The sequence below is a fragment of the Paenibacillus sp. TAF43_2 genome (assembly GCF_052113545.1).
GTDB lineage: Bacteria > Bacillota > Bacilli > Paenibacillales > Paenibacillaceae > Pristimantibacillus.
Window position 1 is genome coordinate 1 of sequence record NZ_JBFRDK010000142.1, and the last position, 16,364, is coordinate 16,364.

The following is a 16,364-nucleotide window of genomic DNA, read 5'->3' on the forward strand; positions in this document are numbered from 1 at the left end:
GGGTAAATTACGATGATAAAAGGGGAATATTTTACAAAAATATAATAAAAATGGGATATTCCGCACAGGAAATAGAAGTTTAACTCGATCTTTAAAAACAACATCGAGTTAAACCCATAGCATGCTAGAAAAAAGCATTTTGAACGGTCATTGTTGTAGTTGTGATAAAATGAATGGGATTCAGAAATAACCTAATAGAAATGATGGTCGCTATGAAAATCGAATTTGAAAATCATATCATTGAGTTTAATGTTGAATATGCCAGTAGAAAAAAGATATATATCCAAATGGACTCATTGGGATTCATAACCGTGAAGGCTCCCAATGGAACAACGGAAGAGAATGTCATGCGGGCCGTGGAGCAGCATGGTAAACAGCTCACTCAGAGATTGCAGCAGATCGCGAAGGTTCGAGATACCCCTAAGACAAAAGAATATCAAGAGCAAGGAAAATTCCTTCACCTTGGAAAAGAGTACTTTCTTCATGAATTGATCGACACAGCTGATCTGAGTGAAGAGGAGTTAAAAATCAATCTTAAAAAGTTTTATTTTGCAAGCTGCAAGAAAATCATTGGAGAACGAATCAAAATATATCAAGAGCAGCTGAAAGTAAAACATAAAAGCTTCGAAATCGAAGAGTCAAGAACGAAGTGGGGAAGCTGCAGCTCAAGTAAGAAATTAACCTTTAATTACCGACTGGCGATGGCTCCGCTTGAGGTAATCGATTATGTCGTCATCCATGAGCTTTGCCATCTGACGCATATGAATCATGATCGTTCCTTCTGGAGGCGAGTGGGCAGCATTATGCCGGATTACAAAGAGAAGGAAGAGTTTCTAGCAAGGCATGGTCAAGCTATGACACTGTAATCATGATAACTGGCCTCCCGTCAAAAGGAGGTTTTTTGCTGTATCTCTATTATATCGTCTATTTTTCAAATGGTTATGTTTACTTCTTATACATACTAATGATTTTTATCACTAATCGAGGGAAATCGTGAACATTAGCTGAAGCGTGCTTTATTTCCGTTCTAGCCTTGCTGGCTCCGCAGGTAATTTTCGTATTCAACGTGCTTAAAAACTCAATAAACAGGGTACATTCATACAAAGACGAATTCAGGGAGGTAGTACCCATGAGCAAGAAAAAACTATTGATAACTGCAATTGGAGCTGGCGTCACTTATTTAATGAAAAACAAGGATGCGCGAGATAAGCTTGTCCATACGCTGCAAAATTTCAGGAAAAAGAATCGTTAATGGAATAATTAATATTGGGCTCGGCAAATCAGCCTGGATGACAATTGGAAAAGAGAACGACTAGTTGGCTTTGCTCATTTATGGTAAGATGTCTAAGACTAATAAACGATACAAAATCAATCAATAGGAGAAGCAGGGTACAAGATGATACCCTGCTTCTTTTTGTTTGGAAATGTTATATGCTTTGAGTAGCAAAAAGGGGATTGAAAATGCCTACTATTATTGCAAAACCATTTGATCAAGAAATGCAAAACCTGTTAAGCGATATACACACCGCCTATCACGCAGGGGAGCTTAGCCAAAAGAATAAATCAGAGCTTCCGGAAAACATTTACGTCATCGAGGCTGAGGACGAGATGGTTGGATACGGAGTCGTTTGGGAGTACGATAACGCCAAGCAGCTGATTCAGAAAGCAGAACAAGATTATTTTAGCGATGATGAGAAGTATTTGGAGCGGGACTTTTATATTGAGATTAAAAACAAAAAGAACTTTGTATTTATAGAAGCACTTGATGTTTTAAAGGAATTTGAAGGCAAGGGTTACGCTGCTGCCTTTATTCAATGGGTTAAAGCAAAATATCCGAATAAAAAGATGTATGTATATACGTTGGATAAAACAAGGAACTTTTGGTATAAGCAAGGTTTTGAGCCTTTGGGAAATACCGTTTGGATGACTTTTAATTAAAGATTGAAAAATGGGCCTAGGCTGCTGTCTCAAGGATAGAGGTTTATGTCGATTATATCGTTTTATTATGCTATACTTACTTGTTATGTCTTAAAGGAACGGTTTTTGGAAATGCTATGCGATTATAAAAGCAGCATGATTGAGAATATAAGGCTTCAAATGAAGGAGAAAAGATGACTTTTAATGATCTAAATTTTAGCCCTGCAATACTGAAGGCGCTAACCAAGGAAAACTACACGAAGCCTACGCCTATTCAGGAGCAGGCCATTCCCGTCGTACTAGCGGGCAGAGATTTGTTTGGCTGCGCTCAGACAGGGACCGGGAAAACGGCTGCATTCGCATTACCCATCATTCAGTTATTAAGCGGCCAACCCGCTAAACCGGGGGCACAGCGACGTATTCGCTCATTGATTTTGACACCTACAAGAGAGCTTGCTCTCCAGATAGAAGAAAACATGCGTGCGTACGGACAATTTACCGACTTGCGCAGTGTAGCTATCGTGGGCGGCGTTTCACAGAATGTTCAAGAGCGTGCACTTCGACAAGGCGCTGATGTTATTATTGCCACTCCAGGCAGACTTATCGATCTTATTAATCAAAAGTTTGTTGATTTGCAATATGTACAAATATTAGTGCTTGATGAAGCAGATCGAATGCTCGATATGGGCTTTATTCACGACGTGAAGAGAATCATCGCCAAAATGCCAAGAAAAAAGCAGACACTCTTTTTCTCGGCTACGATGCCTCCAGAAATTTCGAAGCTTGTCAAAACGCTGCTTGTTAATCCGGCGAAAGTGGAAATAACTCCAGCTTCCTCAACAGTGGATCGAATAGAGCAATCTGTCTATTTTGTAGATAAAGGAAATAAACAAGATTTATTGAATGACCTGCTGCAGGATAAATCCATCGCTTCGGCGCTTGTATTTACTCGGACGAAGCATGGTGCAGATCGCGTAGTGCGCGGACTGACTAAAGTGAATATTTCTGCACAGGCTATTCATGGAAACAAGTCTCAAAACGCCCGCCAAAATGCGTTAACTAATTTTAGAAGCGGTGCAACTCGAGTACTGGTTGCCACAGATATTGCGGCGAGAGGTATCGATATTGACGAGCTTTCGCATGTCATTAATTTCAACCTTCCTAATATTTCAGAAACGTATGTTCATCGCATTGGCCGTACAGGCAGAGCTGGATTAAGTGGAATCGCCATCTCTTTTTGCGAAGTGGATGAAATTCCTTATTTGAAGGATATTGAGAAAATGATTCGCAAAACTATACCTGTAGTAACCGAACGTCCTGATGGGGTTCTGATCAGTTAAGCAACGAAGAAAGCCGAAATATATTAAATTGACCTAGGGGTGATCGTCTGAGAAAGCAAAAGCCAATGTCATTCGAAGATTTGTTGAAGGAATTGCAAGGACAGAAGTCGATTCAGGAAGATCCAAATCATGTTTCATTTGATGATTTGTTTAAAGAATCGTTTATGAGCAAGCATTCCAGCTTTACAAGCTTTAGCGCGTTTCTTGAGAAGGGCAACTTTCAAGTAGAAACAAGAGAAGATGTTCAGAACATTCCGGATGAGCTGTTTGATCGTCACGTTGCAAGAGAAACGGATTTTGCCAATTGGCAGTCTATGCTCGATACAGCAACTTCGGAATACAGCGGCAAGTAGAACATTAGAAATGCCAGCATTGCATCAATTATAGGCAAGTAGAAGCTTGAGCCCATCGCGGCTTGAGCTTTTTTTTGTTTATTTTGAGGTTAATTTCACATTGTAATGAGCCATTCACGCTCTGTTCATATTCCAAACGTAAACTTCAGCTATCAAGAGAAGGAATGGAGATGGTTGAACATGTTTCTAGCGCTGCGCGAATTGAAATATGCGAAAGGCAGATATTTTCTAATTGGATTAATAATGGTTCTGGTCGCATGGTTAACCTTTATGGTTTCAGGATTAGCCAATGGGCTTTCATCAGATAATGCATCCATTCTAAAAAATATGGACGCCGATTATTTCGTGCTTCAGACGGATTCCGAGCATAAGCTGACGCGGTCCGCACTAGGTACCGAGAAGCTGGAGGAGGTCAGGCAATTAGAAGGACTCTCGCAATCCGAACCGCTTGGGCAAACAATGCTTTCGGTATATCGGAATGATTCCAAGAAGAAGATAGATATTGCTTTGTTTGGTATCGAGCCAAGTGGAAAGGTAATGCCAAGTATTACTGAAGGGAAAAGCATGGGGGCAAGCAATGAAGTGRTCGTTGACTCCTCGTTAAAAGAACAAGGCGTGCAAATTGGAGATACGCTAGGGGATCAAGAGCTCGGCATTGAATGGAAGGTCGTCGGCTTTGTCACAAATCAGAAGTTCAGTCATACGCCGGTTGCATTCATGGATATCCAAAATTTTAATAAGCTGATGCAAGCATCCTTCGGTAAACAAACAGCTTCCTACAACGCTATTGTCATTCATACAGATAATTTAAACAAAGAATCATTGCAAAAGAGTGTAGCAGATACGGAGGTTATTACAAAAAAAGAAGCGGTACAGGGCATTCCGGGCTTTAAAGAAGAGCAAGGCTCCCTGACGATGATGATCGCTTTCTTAATTGTTATTGCCGCTTTCATACAAGCTGTTTTCTTCTATGTCATTACACTGCAGAAAATTAGCCAATTTGGAGTGTTGAAGGCAATCGGAGCAAAGACGTCCTATCTGGCAGCAAATTTAGTGGGTCAAGTATTGCTTTTGGCTATTGTGGCTGTTGCAATAAGTATCGGACTTACTTTTGGCGTAAGTGCGATTTTGCCAGAGAGCATGCCTTTTGAGTTAGGTGTAAATATATTGTCTCAATATTCCGGTTTACTTATTCTAGTCTCGATTATCGGTGCGTTGCTGTCCTTAAATCGGATTGCAAAAGTTGATGCAATTGAAGCGATTGGGAGGGTTGAATAATGAAGGAAAAACTTATTCTTGAGCATGTAAATAAAGTGTATGGCGAAGGTGAAACGGCTGTTACGGCGCTGCAAAAGGTTTCTTTAAGCGTAAAAGCAGGTGAGTTTGTCGCTGTTGTTGGACCATCGGGTTCGGGCAAAAGTACTTTTCTTTCCATAGCGGGGGCGCTGCTCTCACCGTCAAGCGGACGGATCTTAATTAATGAGAAGGATGTTACGAATTTATCCTCAAGCGAGTTAAGTGAGGTTAGAGTCAAAAATCTTGGTTTTATTTTTCAAGCATCGAATCTTGTTCCTTATTTAAGAGTAATAGATCAACTGGTGCTCGTATCGAAGCTAGCAGGTACAGATGGAAAAGAAGCGCTTGTGAAAGCTAAAGCGCTTCTTGAGAAAGTAGGACTGCTGCATCGTATGGATTATTATCCTGAGAAGCTGTCCGGCGGAGAACGCCAACGGGTTGCCATTGCTAGGGCATTCATGAATGATCCCGGTGTTATTCTAGCCGACGAGCCGACAGCCAGCCTCGATTCTAAACGGGGTAGAGCTGTAGTGGAGCTCATGGCTTCAGAGGTTAAGCAACGGGGCAAGGCGGCTGTTATGGTCACCCATGACGAGCGTGTATTGGATTTATGTGACCGGATCGTAACGATTAAGGACGGTATGCTTTTTGAGCAAAACGATCATGCTGCTGCGAGCAATAGGCCAGATGCAGTCGCACATAGGTGAATGAAGGTTGATTAAACAGTGTTTCTTGCACGTATTGATTCAAGCTTAGAGCGGATGTTTCTGAAGGTCTATGACCTTTAGGGACATCCTTTTTTTCTGAAATTCCCCATGAGGAAGACGGAGTGTGAGTTCATTGGCAGCAACTGTTTTGGGAAAATGCGTTTCGGTTCATACACTGCATGTTTAATAAAGTAAGACCCTGCTGCAGCTAATATTGGTTATGCACATAGTCAGGGTGACAGTTCAGAGAGAAGGAGATGAGATGATGGGCAAATGGAAAACATCACGGGTTTTGCGCAGTATTGGTTTGCTATTGCTCATGCTGTGCTGCATGACGTTAATCGTATCTGCTTCTAATCCGAATACCCCTGAAGGTTTTTTAATTATCGCGCATCGCGGGGCTTCTGGTGATGCTCCTGAGAATACGATGGCCGCCTTCGAGCAAGCGGAGCGTCTAGGTACTGATTTTATCGAATTTGATGTACAGCTAAGCAAAGATGGTGAACTAGTTGTTATTCATGATGATACGGTGGATAGAACGACGCAATATACAGGAGCTGTGGACGATTATACATTAAATGAACTTGAAAATATGGATGCCAAAAATGATAAAAAAACAGACGATACGGATGATAAGATCGTTTCATTCGAAGAAGTTATGCACCGTTTTGCTGGAAAGCTAGGCATGCTCATCGAGATTAAAGAATCAAAGCTTTATCCTGGCGTGGAAGAGAAGGTGGCTGAGGTCGTACGTCGTTATGAGCTTTTGCTCCAAGTTAATGGCTTGGAGGAAGGATGGAATTTTACAGCGGTTGAACATGTGAAAAATAGCGTTGGTATCATTATTCAATCCTATAACTTTCAATCGACCCGTCTAATTCACTCCCTGCTGCCGGACATTCCAATTGCTGCGCTTATTCAGGAGGATCAGCATCCTCTGTCAGAGAAGACGCTGGATGAACTTGTTTCTTTCGCGGATTACATTCATTACAATCATGAATTGCTTGACGTGAAGATCGTAGAGCAAGTTCATCATCGCAACCGGAAGGTCATGGCGTGGACGATACAGTCTGAGCAAGATATGATACGGATGAAAAAGCTCGGAGTGGATGGGGTTATTACCGATTTTCCGGGGTAAGGAATATACGAGAAACTCTACTCCCTTCTATACAAAATTATTCAATCAAATACAAATGTTGCCATAATGTGAGGTTTGATGAATAATAGGGGGAGAAGGGTGGGATGGTCATGAAAATGGCTTTTACTGTCGATGTAGAGGATTGGTTTTGCAGTCCGAACCTGTCTCTTTCCGAATGGGCTGACTGCGAATTAAGGCTTGAGCAGCCCGTTCATCAAATATTGGACCTTCTGGACGAATATGAGGCGACGGGCACTTTTTTTGTCCTGGGCTGGATCGCTGAGAAAAGGCCTGATTTGGTGAAAGAAATATATCGAAGAGGTCATGAAATTGCATCACACGGCTATTCCCATCGTCTCGTTTATGATCAATCAACACTAGAATTTAAAGCGGATATTAGGCTGTCAAAAGATATTTTAGAGCATTTGATCGGTTCAAAGGTGAGTGGGTATCGTGCCCCCTGTTTTTCAATGACAGATTGGGGACTTGATATTTTAATAGAAGAAGGATTCGCTTACGACTCTAGTATTAGTCCAAATACACCAAATAACCTATATTCCAAGTTTAATTTGTCCTCGAAGGTTGCGCATTCTTTTAAAATAAAAGATCATCTATGGGAAGTGCCTTTGCCTGCTTTTCGCTTAGGCGGCGTTAATATTCCATGGGGCGGAGGAGGGTATTTTCGAATTTATCCTTATCGTTTTTTTTATAGCGGAGCACGAAAAATTATAGGCGATAAAGATTATTTCGTTTATTATATCCATCCCTATGATTTAGACTGCGATCAACCGCAAATTTTTAATACCTCTTGGTCAAATGGCATTCGAAGATACTACGGATTAAGGGATACATACGCAAAAATAAAACAGTTATTGTCGGATTTCAACTGTATGTCCATAAGTAAATATGATCCTCAAATCGGGGGGATACACTAGCGTGACCACGAAAACGGAGATTATGTGTAACCGGCGTTTGTTGGATGGTGTCGCTTATTTATTTTGCAGAGAGATGGGGATTAGAAGGGTAAAGATACAGAAACCATCGGCAGAAGAAGTGAATATGCTCCTTATGAACGGCATTGTATCCGAAGATCTAAAGCTTGTGGAAAAATTATTTGGTTACGCTTGTTATGAATATTACAGGCAGCTTTATGATCCCGATTCCTTTGACCGCCTTCTTATCGCAGAGGCCAAAAATCGAAAGAAAATGCTGGACTTGTGCTGCGGGGGAGGGGCTACCGTATTCTCTTTACTTCAGAATGAGCCGGATATTATATATGGAATCGACTCGGATGCGCACCAGATTGGTCTTCTAGAAGCACTGCTCCACAGAAGTGAAGCTTCTAGCAAAGTAGTCACAACGGTAGCAGATGCGCACCATATTCCGCTTGCGAGCCATTCCGTTGATTTTGTCGTTTGTAGAGTAGCGCTGCAATATCTTCAGGTGGAGCAGGTGCTGCAGGAGGTTTTTCGTGTTTTGTCCCCGCGAGGAAGGGTCTTTTTTCTCGTACATGGCTCGGGATATATTTTGGATTATTTATTTGCGCGCAGAGCAATATTGAATAAAAAAAGCTTGAAATTTGCAATACACAAGCTTTTTCATTTAAGCAGTAAGGCTAAGGAGTTTAACCGCGCGCAAGCGAATTTTTTGACCGCAAAGGATTTGAATGAGAAGCTGGCTGCTGCAGGATTTCGAGACATGAAGGTGCACACCCATAAAGAATGGATGAAAATGGGTGTGTTTCCGGTTTATTTTGCGGTAACGGCGGAGAACTGAATATAGTCTGCTCAAAGACAACAGTAACCCAAGGTAAGTAGACTTGGGTTATTGCTGCTTGAATATGTACTTTGTTTGCCACTTTCGAGTCAAAGCACATATTAAATACTGCGTACGCTGTCTCTAATCATGAGTTCTGTACCAAGCATGACATGGTGAATGATTTCTTTACCTTCGAGCATTTCAATAAGAATTTGCGCCGCTTGGGAGCCTAACTCGTATTTATGCTGGTGAACGGTAGTGAGCGCGGGCGTGCAATAAGCCGTCAAATCAATGTTGTCGAAGCCGATGATCGATATATCATCAGGCACCTTTTTCCCCATATCCTTAACGCCCTGCAAAGCCCCGAGTGCCATTAAGTCGCTTGAGCAAAATATAGCAGTCACTTCAGGACGGCTGGACAATATTTGGCGTGCGGCCTCTCTTCCGCCATGCTCGGAAAATGAACCATTCAGCACAAGTGTTTCATCAAAGGGAACACTGCTGCTTTGCAGTGCTTGACGGTAGCCCTCTAGCCTAAGCAGGCTTACAGCTGCTTGCTCATGGCCGTTTATCATGGCGATATGGCGATGTCCCGATTCGAGCAGATGGTTGGTTGCCGCAAGAGCACCCGTTGTATTATCCGAAGTAACGTATCCAACGTTAGGGCCTTGGAGAGTGATATCAATAAGGACGCATGGAATATCAGACGATACGATTTCCTCCAAATAAGGATCGTCTAATCGAATACCCATGATGATAACCCCGTCTACGCCTCGTTCCTGGCATAATGTTTTATATGATTTTACCTTTTGTTTCTGAGGTGTTGTACTGAATAGGACGAGGTCATAATCGAGTTCGCCTGAACGATCATTTATTCCGCAAAGGACTTCGAAAGCGATATTGTCTTTGGAGCTGTCTCTTGTAACATTGGAGAGAAGGAGGCCAAGCGTCTTTGTTTTTTTCGATATGAGCGACCTTGCAGCCATATTAGGGCTATAACCGAGCTGGTCTGCTATAGTCTTAATTTTTAGCCGAGTGCCCTCGTTAACGTCGTCATAGCCGTTCAAGGCACGCGATACTGTAGTAACAGATACACTAGCAGCTTTAGCTATATCTTTAATCGTAACCATACAATACCTCCGAAATGTTGAAAACATGTAATGTATTATGATAAAAATTAAAAAATAAATTGACTCTTGTAAATGCTTTCATCATGATCTATAATTCGATTATAACTTATCCGAAACGTTTTGGAAAGTTAGATTGCTTCGTCGAAAATGAGTAAGCATATTTTTTTGCCTCTTTTCCGAAACGTTTCGGATAAACGAATGTTTGTTTGATTTAAGGGAATAAAAAAGCTATTACAAGAAGAAATGAGGGAAACACTTGGATTATCGAGTCATCAAAGAAAACGATCTATTCCTCATGACGGACCGGAATGGAGATATTCCGGAAGGTGATGTTTCAGGTCAGGGTCTTTACACAAAAGATACCCGGTTCATAAGCAGGATGGAGATCCGAATCAACGGTCAGAAGCCGATACTGCTGTCTTCAGCAGCGGATGAGAATTATATCTCTACGATTCGCCTTACCAATCCACATATGGAAGAGAAGGGCGAGCTTATCTTGTGGCGTGAGTCCGTAGAAATTGAACGTACACGTTTCATTTATGATGGAGCATTGTATGAGACGTTCAAGCTCACCAGCTATTATCCTAAAGCCATTACATTTGATTTCTCCGTGTTATTGGATGCGGATTTTGCAGATATGTTTGTCGTTCGCGGCTTTCAGCATGGCGATTTGGGAAGAAAGACGGCAGAGAAAAGCGGCCAACGGGAAAGAGTAATTGGCTATCTTGGAGCTGACGATGTACGCCGTGAAACGAAGATTAAATGGGATACAAATGAAAGTCGCATAGGCGAGGCAGGCGAGCTTCATTTCGATGTGGCACTGAATCATCGGGAAAGCCATGCAATCGCTTTCTATATTGCGCCAATCATTGACGGCAATGAGCCGCAGCAGCACGAACCGGCGGAAGCGATGGTAAAGCTTAGACAATCTTACGCGGATTGGAATGGATCATCCACATCCATCCAAACGGATGTACCGCTATTTAACAAGCTGCATCATCGCGGAGTGCAAGACTTAAGAGTTCTGCTTACGGATATCGGGTATGGAGCATTCCCAGTTGCAGGCTTGCCTTGGTTCTCGGTTCCATTTGGCCGTGATAGTTTAATTACTGCGCTGCAGATGTTATCCTTAAATCCCCAAATTGCTAAGGGAACGCTTCTCACGATGGCCGCTTATCAAGGCCAGAATGAAGATGAGTGGCGCGATGAGCAGCCAGGTAAAGTGATGCATGAAATTCGGTATGGCGAACTAGCAAGCACAAATCAGGTTCCATTTACGCCGTATTACGGCACGATTGATGCGACGCCGCTATTTCTGCTATTAGCTGCCGAGTATTATCACTGGACCGGAGATGCTCAGTTTGTTAAAGAGCTAATGCCGCATCTTAATGCAGCACTGGCTTGGGTGAAGGAATATGGCGATTGCGACGATGATTCCTTTGTTGAGTATTATCAGAAATCGTCCAAAGGAATCGCCAATCAGGGCTGGAAAGATTCTGCGGATTCCGTTGTTCACCGCAACGGCGATTATGCAGAGGCTCCAATCGCGCTCGTCGAGGTTCAAGGTTATGTTTACCAAGCGCTTACAAGGCTTGCCCCTATCTTCAAGAGCTTAGGCCACGAGGAACAAGCCGCTGGCATGGAGCAAGATGCAGAACAGCTTAGAGTTCGCTTTGAGCGCGACTTCTGGATGGAGGATGAGCAGTTTTATGCGATTGCGCTTGATAAGGATAAGAAGCGCGTAGATTCCGTCACTTCGAATTCAGGACATATTCTAATGTCGGGCATTGCTTCTCCTGAGCGTGCAAGCGCTGTTGCGAAAAGACTGGTTGCTCCTGACATGTTCGGTGGTTACGGCATTCGTACGATGAGTACGGAAGCAGCCGGCTACAACCCGATGAGCTACCATGACGGAAGCGTATGGCCGCATGACAACTCTGTTTGTTTGCTTGGCCTTAGCTATTTAGGCTTCCAAGAAGAAGCGATTACCGTCATGCAAGGTTTATTGAATGCAGCAGCAAAGTTTGAGTATTACAGATTGCCTGAGCTGTTCTGCGGGTATGATGATTCGCTTGGCGCGCCAGTTCCTTACCCTGTTGCTTGCTCTCCGCAGGCATGGGCAGCAGGAACACCGCTCACATTTGTGCAAGCTTTGCTTGGGCTTCAGCCTAACGCTCTAACGAAGCAAATTACAATTAAGCCATCTTTGCTTCAAGGAATGAACGAGCTTCTAGTAGAGCAAATGCAGATTGGCAGCGGCGCTCTAAGCCTGCGCGTCACTCGCGGTATCAATGGCCCAGAGGTGGAAATACTGTCTAATCTGACAGGATATGAGCTTCTCATTTCATAGGTTTCACGCTTTATGCTTTATATACAAAGTTCATATTACTAAGGAGGTTGTATGTAAGATGAAGAAAACAGGGGTTTCGATTTTATCTTTAATGCTGGTAGTTGTTCTTATGTTAACAGCTTGCGGCAAGGGCAATGAAGGCAACAAAAACACAGGTAATACAGCAACGAATGGCGGTACAGAACAAGAGGCGACAAAAGAGCCAGCCGCTGAGAAGGTAACCGTTACACTTGCAGGTTGGGGAGCAAGTCCAGAAGAGCAGGATTTGCTAAACCAAACGTTGAAGGAATTTGAAGCAAAATATCCAAATGTAAAGGTTAATTATGAAGTAATTGCCGATCAATACATGGATGTTATCAAAACAAGACTTATTGGCGGTGAAGGCCCAGATGTCTTCTACCTGGATGCATTCGAAGCGCCTGCACTCATTGAGCGTAATGTTCTAGAGCCGCTTGATAGCTATGTGACACCAGAATTTGATGTTGCAGACTTTGAACAGCCGATGGTTGATGCTTTCAAACAAGATGGCGTTTCCTACGGTTTCCCTAAAGATTTCTCTACGCTTGCAATGTTCTACAACAAAAAAGACTTTGCAGAAGCAGGAATTACTGCTCCGCCAACAACTTGGGATGAGCTGAAAGAAGCGGCAGTTAAGCTTACTAAAAAAGAAGGCGACAAAACGGTTCGCTTCGGCTTTGGTGTTGCGCCTGAGCTTGCACGTCAAATGTTCATGATTCAAGCATTCGGCGGCAAAGTTGCAGATGAGAATGGCAATGCTGCATTCGCGGCTCCAGATGCTCTTAAAGGCTTGCAGCTTGTAACGGATATGCACAATGTAGACAAATCATCCGGCGAGCCAAAAGAAGTAGGCGCTGGCTGGGGCGGAGAAATGTTCGGTCAAGGCAAAGCTTCCATCGTATTCGAAGGAAACTGGGCAATTCCATTCTTGGAGTCCAACTACAAGGATCTAGATTACGGCACAGCTGAGCTTCCAACTGTAAATGGCAAACAAGGCACTATGGCATTCACTGTTGCTTATGTAATGAACAAGGAATCGAAGAAAAAAGAAGCAGCTTGGCAGTTGATCTCCTTCTTGACTGGTAAAGAAGGAATGAAAACGTGGACGAGCAAAGGTTTCGCGCTTCCAACTCGTAAATCGGTATCACAAGAGCTTGGCTACGACAAAGATGAGCTTCGCAGCGCAATTGTAGCGGGCGCTTCTTATGCAACGCCTTGGCAAGCAGGCTCCACACTTCCTACAATCATGAGCAACTTCAACAACCAATTCGTTGATACATTTATGGGTAATTCGAAGCTTGAAGATGCAATGAAAAAAGCAGAAGCTGTTGCGAATAAGGAAATCGCAGCAGCGAAGTAAGCGAGGTGAAGGAGGGAGAGCGCAAGACGCTCCCTCCTTCAAACTCTGATTTTGATATGAAAGGAGAAGGTGCAGCATGACCCATGTCTCTTCATGGAGAAAAAAGCTGAAAAATAACGTAACCGGCTATCTGTTCCTGCTTCCAACCATTCTAGTTCTTGGTACTTTTTTGTTCTTGCCTGTATTCTATTCCCTTTATTTATCGGGACATAAGGTCAATCTGCTTGGCGAAGTAAGTTACAAATGGGTAGGATTTAAAAACTTCACGCGTATGGCAGGCGATGAAAGAGCCTGGATAGCGCTTAAGAACACGGCATCCTTTGCTTTGTTTGTTGTTCCGCTGCAAACGGTGTTTGCTATTTTACTAGCTGTTATTTTGAATGCTAAGCTCAAATTCAAAAACTTCTTCCGTATCGTATTTTTTATGCCGACCATTACTTCGTCGGCGGTACTATCACTTATATTTATGTGGATATACAATTCAAACGGTCTTTTGAACCGAGTGCTTGAATTTATCGGTTTGCATGGATACAACTGGCTTGGAGATCCTGCGGTCGCCATGAAGGCGATCATGCTTATGAATATATGGTCTACCGCTCCATTCTTTATGGTTGTTTTCTTGGCTGCATTGCAAGACATTCCTGATGCGCTGTACGAGTCAGCTATGCTTGACGGAGCAGGAGGCTGGAGGAGATTTATTTCCATCACGCTGCCGCTAATTAAGCCTGCGACCTTCTTTACGGTCGTTATGGGTATTATCGGTACCTTCCAACTCTTCGACCAATCTTATATTTTCTCAGCAGGTTCAGGCGGACCGAATAACTCGACCTTGACCGTAGCTCTGCTTATTTATCAATATGCTTTCAAAAATCTCGACTTCGGCTATGCCTCTGCGCTCGCTGTCATGCTGGCTGCTGTCATTATGATCGTGACGCTGATACAGCGTAAGCTATTTGCCGAAGAAAAGCTGAACTAGGAGGGCGACTAGATGGTATTTCAACAATCCAAATGGGGAAAGGCGATTCTTTATTTCCTGTTATTCTCATACGGCTGCATCACTGTYGCTCCCTTTCTATGGGCGCTTTCCTCTTCGTTTAAGCCGCTCAGTGAGATTGTTTCCGGGGGCATCAACTTTATTCCGAAAGAATTCACCTTGCAGAACTATTATGATATTTTCGTGAAAGAGCCGCTTTTCCTCAGATGGATGTACAACAGTGCCTTGATTGCAGTTGTTGCGACGGTTTGCAATACGCTGTTCAACTCAATGGCGGGTTATGCACTTGCACGTATTGAATTTGCCGGCAACAAAATTATGTTCATCCTTATCTTAGCGGTGCAAATGATTCCAGGCCAATTGACGATCGTACCCGCTTACTTAATTATGAAGCAGCTCGATTTGTTAAACACGTATGCTGCACTGACTTTGCCGATGATGGCGAATGCGACGTTTATCTTTATGATGCGGCAATTTTTCCTCAGCTTCCCGAAAGAGCTTGAGGAGGCAGCCGAGATGGACGGGCTTAATCGGTTCGGCGTGTTTTTCCGCATTGCACTGCCGCTTGCGATACCTGCGTTAGCAGCTCAAACAATCTTCGTTTTCATGGGTGCATGGAACGAGTTCCTGAAGCCGCTCATGTTCATGTCCGACAAGTCAATGTTTACGCTGACGCTCGGTCTGAATACGTTCAAAGGGCAGTACATTAGCCACTGGAACTACATTATGGCTGCATCGATGGTATTTACGCTTCCAGCGCTGCTGATTTATGCGTTCTTCAATCGATTTTTTATTAAAGGAATTACGTTTACCGGCGGTAAATAACATAGTAACGAAACGGGGCTGTCCTGAGGTCATTTAGACCTCTTGGGACAGCCCTGTTTTTAATGCGTTCACGTATGCATAATGAGACATAGTGTGCTTAGTGGGCAGGTTGTGAACGGTAATAAGGCAATTTTTTAGCTCTATTTATGCGTATAGGGCTGATTGGGCGAAAATAAGACTAGATTGTAGCTCTATTTTTGTCTGAAATGGATACTATGGGGAAATTGGCAGGTTTTGAGCGGTAATAAGCCTATTTTTTAGTCCTATTTTTGCGAAGAGGGCTGTTTTGATGAAAATAGGGCTAGATTGTAGATCTAAATTTGTTTGAGTCGAGTATGGGGTCATTTGGCAGAAGAGACTAAGTCTATACGCACATTCTCGAAATGATAATGTATGCTGTGCAGGCAAGGCAGCTCGTCATTATGGATGTCTAAAGTCGAATTTATCGTGAGGAACATCAAGACTGTGACCATTAATGATGACGGTATCGTTATCGCTCCAAGTGATGACCGCTTGATCCTCGTGAGAGCTCCAATAAATATTTTTGGTTTTATGATTGCGTTTATTGAATACCAATTCACCGCGAATCATAAAAGGAGTAGTCGCTCCTCCATTTATGAGGTACGCTTTTAAACTGTAAGTCCCTTCAGGAGAAGCTGCCTCAATAAGAAATTTCCCTTTGGGAAGTCTGCCCATGTCTTAGAAGAGCCAATAGACGCCATAACCAATAGTTAAGGCGAAGAATGTGCAGATAGAAATGAATATGATGAGCAGCTTTTTTAAAATTTTCTTTTTCTCGCTCGCCGCTTGAACATCAATATCTTCATCGAACAACGGTATCATCTCCTGGAAAATTTGGATAACATTAGAATATCACAAGTTACACTCCGGAGAAACCAAATGCGAATCATTACAACAATGAGATATAAACGATGCTCTGCCGAATAAAACAAAAAAACAGCCCAATTGGGCAATGTCATTAAGTTAATCTCCGAGACAAGATCGTAAATAGAAAGTGAATCTGAAACGGCATGGGAGAAGCCCTGTGCCGTTTATTTTTTTGATGCAAGACTGATAAATAGGAACAGCAAACAAACGGATGGACGATCCGCTTAAAAAAATGTTCATATGAATCGAATTATGCTACTCTGTAGACGAAGCTGACAGCTGATTTATAT

16 protein-coding genes and 1 pseudogene are annotated in these 16,364 nt (G+C 42.9%); 14 read left to right on the forward strand and 3 right to left on the reverse strand.

The genetic code is table 11. From position 1 onward, the window contains the following. Positions 1–212: 212 nt before the first annotated feature. From AB4Z17_RS24290 to AB4Z17_RS24335, 10 genes and pseudogenes are all read left to right on the forward strand, one after another. Positions 213–866, forward strand: coding sequence for a M48 family metallopeptidase (locus AB4Z17_RS24290; RefSeq protein WP_441962595.1), 654 nt, complete (start codon positions 213–215; stop codon positions 864–866). 263 nt (positions 867–1,129) lie between these two features. Next, positions 1,130–1,252, forward strand: a complete 123-nt coding sequence (locus AB4Z17_RS24295; RefSeq protein ID WP_256711082.1) for a hypothetical protein — start codon at positions 1,130–1,132, stop codon at positions 1,250–1,252. 209 nt (positions 1,253–1,461) lie between these two features. Then, positions 1,462–1,938 (forward strand): GNAT family N-acetyltransferase, encoded by a 477-nt coding sequence (locus AB4Z17_RS24300; RefSeq protein WP_441962596.1) that lies wholly within the window; start codon positions 1,462–1,464, stop codon positions 1,936–1,938. Positions 1,939–2,111: 173 nt separating this feature from the next. Continuing rightward, positions 2,112–3,236: pseudogene (locus tag AB4Z17_RS24305) on the forward strand (DEAD/DEAH box helicase); the annotation flags it as partial. A gap of 86 nt (positions 3,237–3,322) precedes the next feature. After that, entirely contained in the window at positions 3,323–3,610 is a 288-nt protein-coding gene (locus tag AB4Z17_RS24310; RefSeq protein WP_076271489.1) for a hypothetical protein, read from the forward strand. 105 nt (positions 3,611–3,715) lie between these two features. Continuing rightward, positions 3,716–4,888 carry an ABC transporter permease gene (locus tag AB4Z17_RS24315; protein ID WP_441962597.1) on the forward strand — a complete coding sequence of 391 codons (1,173 nt, stop codon included), beginning with the start codon at positions 3,716–3,718 and terminating at the stop codon, positions 4,886–4,888. Continuing rightward, on the forward strand, positions 4,888–5,613 hold the full coding sequence (locus tag AB4Z17_RS24320; protein WP_441962599.1) for an ABC transporter ATP-binding protein: 726 nt from the start codon (positions 4,888–4,890) through the stop codon (positions 5,611–5,613). The genes AB4Z17_RS24315 and AB4Z17_RS24320 overlap by 1 nt, the downstream gene beginning before the upstream one ends. A gap of 235 nt (positions 5,614–5,848) precedes the next feature. After that, positions 5,849–6,751 carry a glycerophosphodiester phosphodiesterase gene (locus tag AB4Z17_RS24325; protein WP_441962600.1) on the forward strand — a complete coding sequence of 301 codons (903 nt, stop codon included), beginning with the start codon at positions 5,849–5,851 and terminating at the stop codon, positions 6,749–6,751. 110 nt (positions 6,752–6,861) lie between these two features. Further along, positions 6,862–7,686 carry a polysaccharide deacetylase family protein gene (locus AB4Z17_RS24330; RefSeq protein WP_441962601.1) on the forward strand — a complete coding sequence of 275 codons (825 nt, stop codon included), beginning with the start codon at positions 6,862–6,864 and terminating at the stop codon, positions 7,684–7,686. A gap of 1 nt (position 7,687) precedes the next feature. Continuing rightward, entirely contained in the window at positions 7,688–8,527 is an 840-nt protein-coding gene (locus AB4Z17_RS24335; protein WP_441962603.1) for a class I SAM-dependent methyltransferase, read from the forward strand. Positions 8,528–8,628: 101 nt separating this feature from the next. Here AB4Z17_RS24335 and AB4Z17_RS24340 read toward each other — a convergent pair whose 3' ends face one another. Next, complete coding sequence (locus AB4Z17_RS24340) at positions 8,629–9,639, reverse strand: LacI family DNA-binding transcriptional regulator (protein WP_339207052.1); 1,011 nt, start codon at positions 9,637–9,639, stop codon at positions 8,629–8,631. 256 nt (positions 9,640–9,895) lie between these two features. Here AB4Z17_RS24340 and AB4Z17_RS24345 point away from each other — a divergent pair, with 256 nt between their 5' ends. From AB4Z17_RS24345 to AB4Z17_RS24360, 4 genes are all read left to right on the forward strand, one after another. Further along, positions 9,896–11,989: an amylo-alpha-1,6-glucosidase gene (locus AB4Z17_RS24345; protein ID WP_441907883.1), complete on the forward strand. Its 2,094-nt coding sequence runs from the start codon at positions 9,896–9,898 to the stop codon at positions 11,987–11,989. Positions 11,990–12,047: 58 nt separating this feature from the next. Then, the gene (locus tag AB4Z17_RS24350; protein WP_076271481.1) at positions 12,048–13,367 is read left to right on the forward strand and encodes an ABC transporter substrate-binding protein; all 1,320 of its coding nucleotides are present in this window, start codon (positions 12,048–12,050) and stop codon (positions 13,365–13,367) included. A 76-nt stretch (positions 13,368–13,443) separates the two neighbouring features. After that, complete coding sequence (locus tag AB4Z17_RS24355; protein WP_441884191.1) at positions 13,444–14,343, forward strand: carbohydrate ABC transporter permease; 900 nt, start codon at positions 13,444–13,446, stop codon at positions 14,341–14,343. A gap of 12 nt (positions 14,344–14,355) precedes the next feature. After that, positions 14,356–15,186 carry a carbohydrate ABC transporter permease gene (locus AB4Z17_RS24360; RefSeq protein WP_076271479.1) on the forward strand — a complete coding sequence of 277 codons (831 nt, stop codon included), beginning with the start codon at positions 14,356–14,358 and terminating at the stop codon, positions 15,184–15,186. Between the two features lie 420 nt (positions 15,187–15,606). Here the strand turns inward: AB4Z17_RS24360 and AB4Z17_RS24365 are convergent, their stop codons facing one another. Both AB4Z17_RS24365 and AB4Z17_RS24370 read right to left on the reverse strand, forming a co-directional pair. Continuing rightward, positions 15,607–15,882: a DUF5412 family protein gene (locus tag AB4Z17_RS24365; RefSeq protein ID WP_441962605.1), complete on the reverse strand. Its 276-nt coding sequence runs from the start codon at positions 15,880–15,882 to the stop codon at positions 15,607–15,609. 3 nt (positions 15,883–15,885) lie between these two features. Then, positions 15,886–16,020, reverse strand: a complete 135-nt coding sequence (locus tag AB4Z17_RS24370; RefSeq protein ID WP_441962607.1) for a hypothetical protein — start codon at positions 16,018–16,020, stop codon at positions 15,886–15,888. Positions 16,021–16,364: the final 344 nt, after the last annotated feature.

Bases quoted from the DNA above. Each gene is read 5' to 3' on its own strand.
- AB4Z17_RS24290 (WP_441962595.1), top strand. From the start codon at position 213: ATGAAAATCGAATTTGAAAATCATATCATTGAGTTTAATGTTGAATAT.
- AB4Z17_RS24295 (WP_256711082.1), top strand. From the start codon at position 1,130: ATGAGCAAGAAAAAACTATTGATAACTGCAATTGGAGCTGGCGTCACT.
- AB4Z17_RS24300 (WP_441962596.1), top strand. From the start codon at position 1,462: ATGCCTACTATTATTGCAAAACCATTTGATCAAGAAATGCAAAACCTG.
- AB4Z17_RS24310 (WP_076271489.1), top strand. From the start codon at position 3,323: ATGTCATTCGAAGATTTGTTGAAGGAATTGCAAGGACAGAAGTCGATT.
- AB4Z17_RS24320 (WP_441962599.1), top strand. From the start codon at position 4,888: ATGAAGGAAAAACTTATTCTTGAGCATGTAAATAAAGTGTATGGCGAA.
- AB4Z17_RS24330 (WP_441962601.1), top strand. From the start codon at position 6,862: ATGAAAATGGCTTTTACTGTCGATGTAGAGGATTGGTTTTGCAGTCCG.
- AB4Z17_RS24340 (WP_339207052.1), bottom strand. From the start codon at position 9,639: ATGGTTACGATTAAAGATATAGCTAAAGCTGCTAGTGTATCTGTTACT.
- AB4Z17_RS24350 (WP_076271481.1), top strand. From the start codon at position 12,048: ATGAAGAAAACAGGGGTTTCGATTTTATCTTTAATGCTGGTAGTTGTT.
- AB4Z17_RS24355 (WP_441884191.1), top strand. From the start codon at position 13,444: ATGACCCATGTCTCTTCATGGAGAAAAAAGCTGAAAAATAACGTAACC.
- AB4Z17_RS24365 (WP_441962605.1), bottom strand. From the start codon at position 15,882: ATGGGCAGACTTCCCAAAGGGAAATTTCTTATTGAGGCAGCTTCTCCT.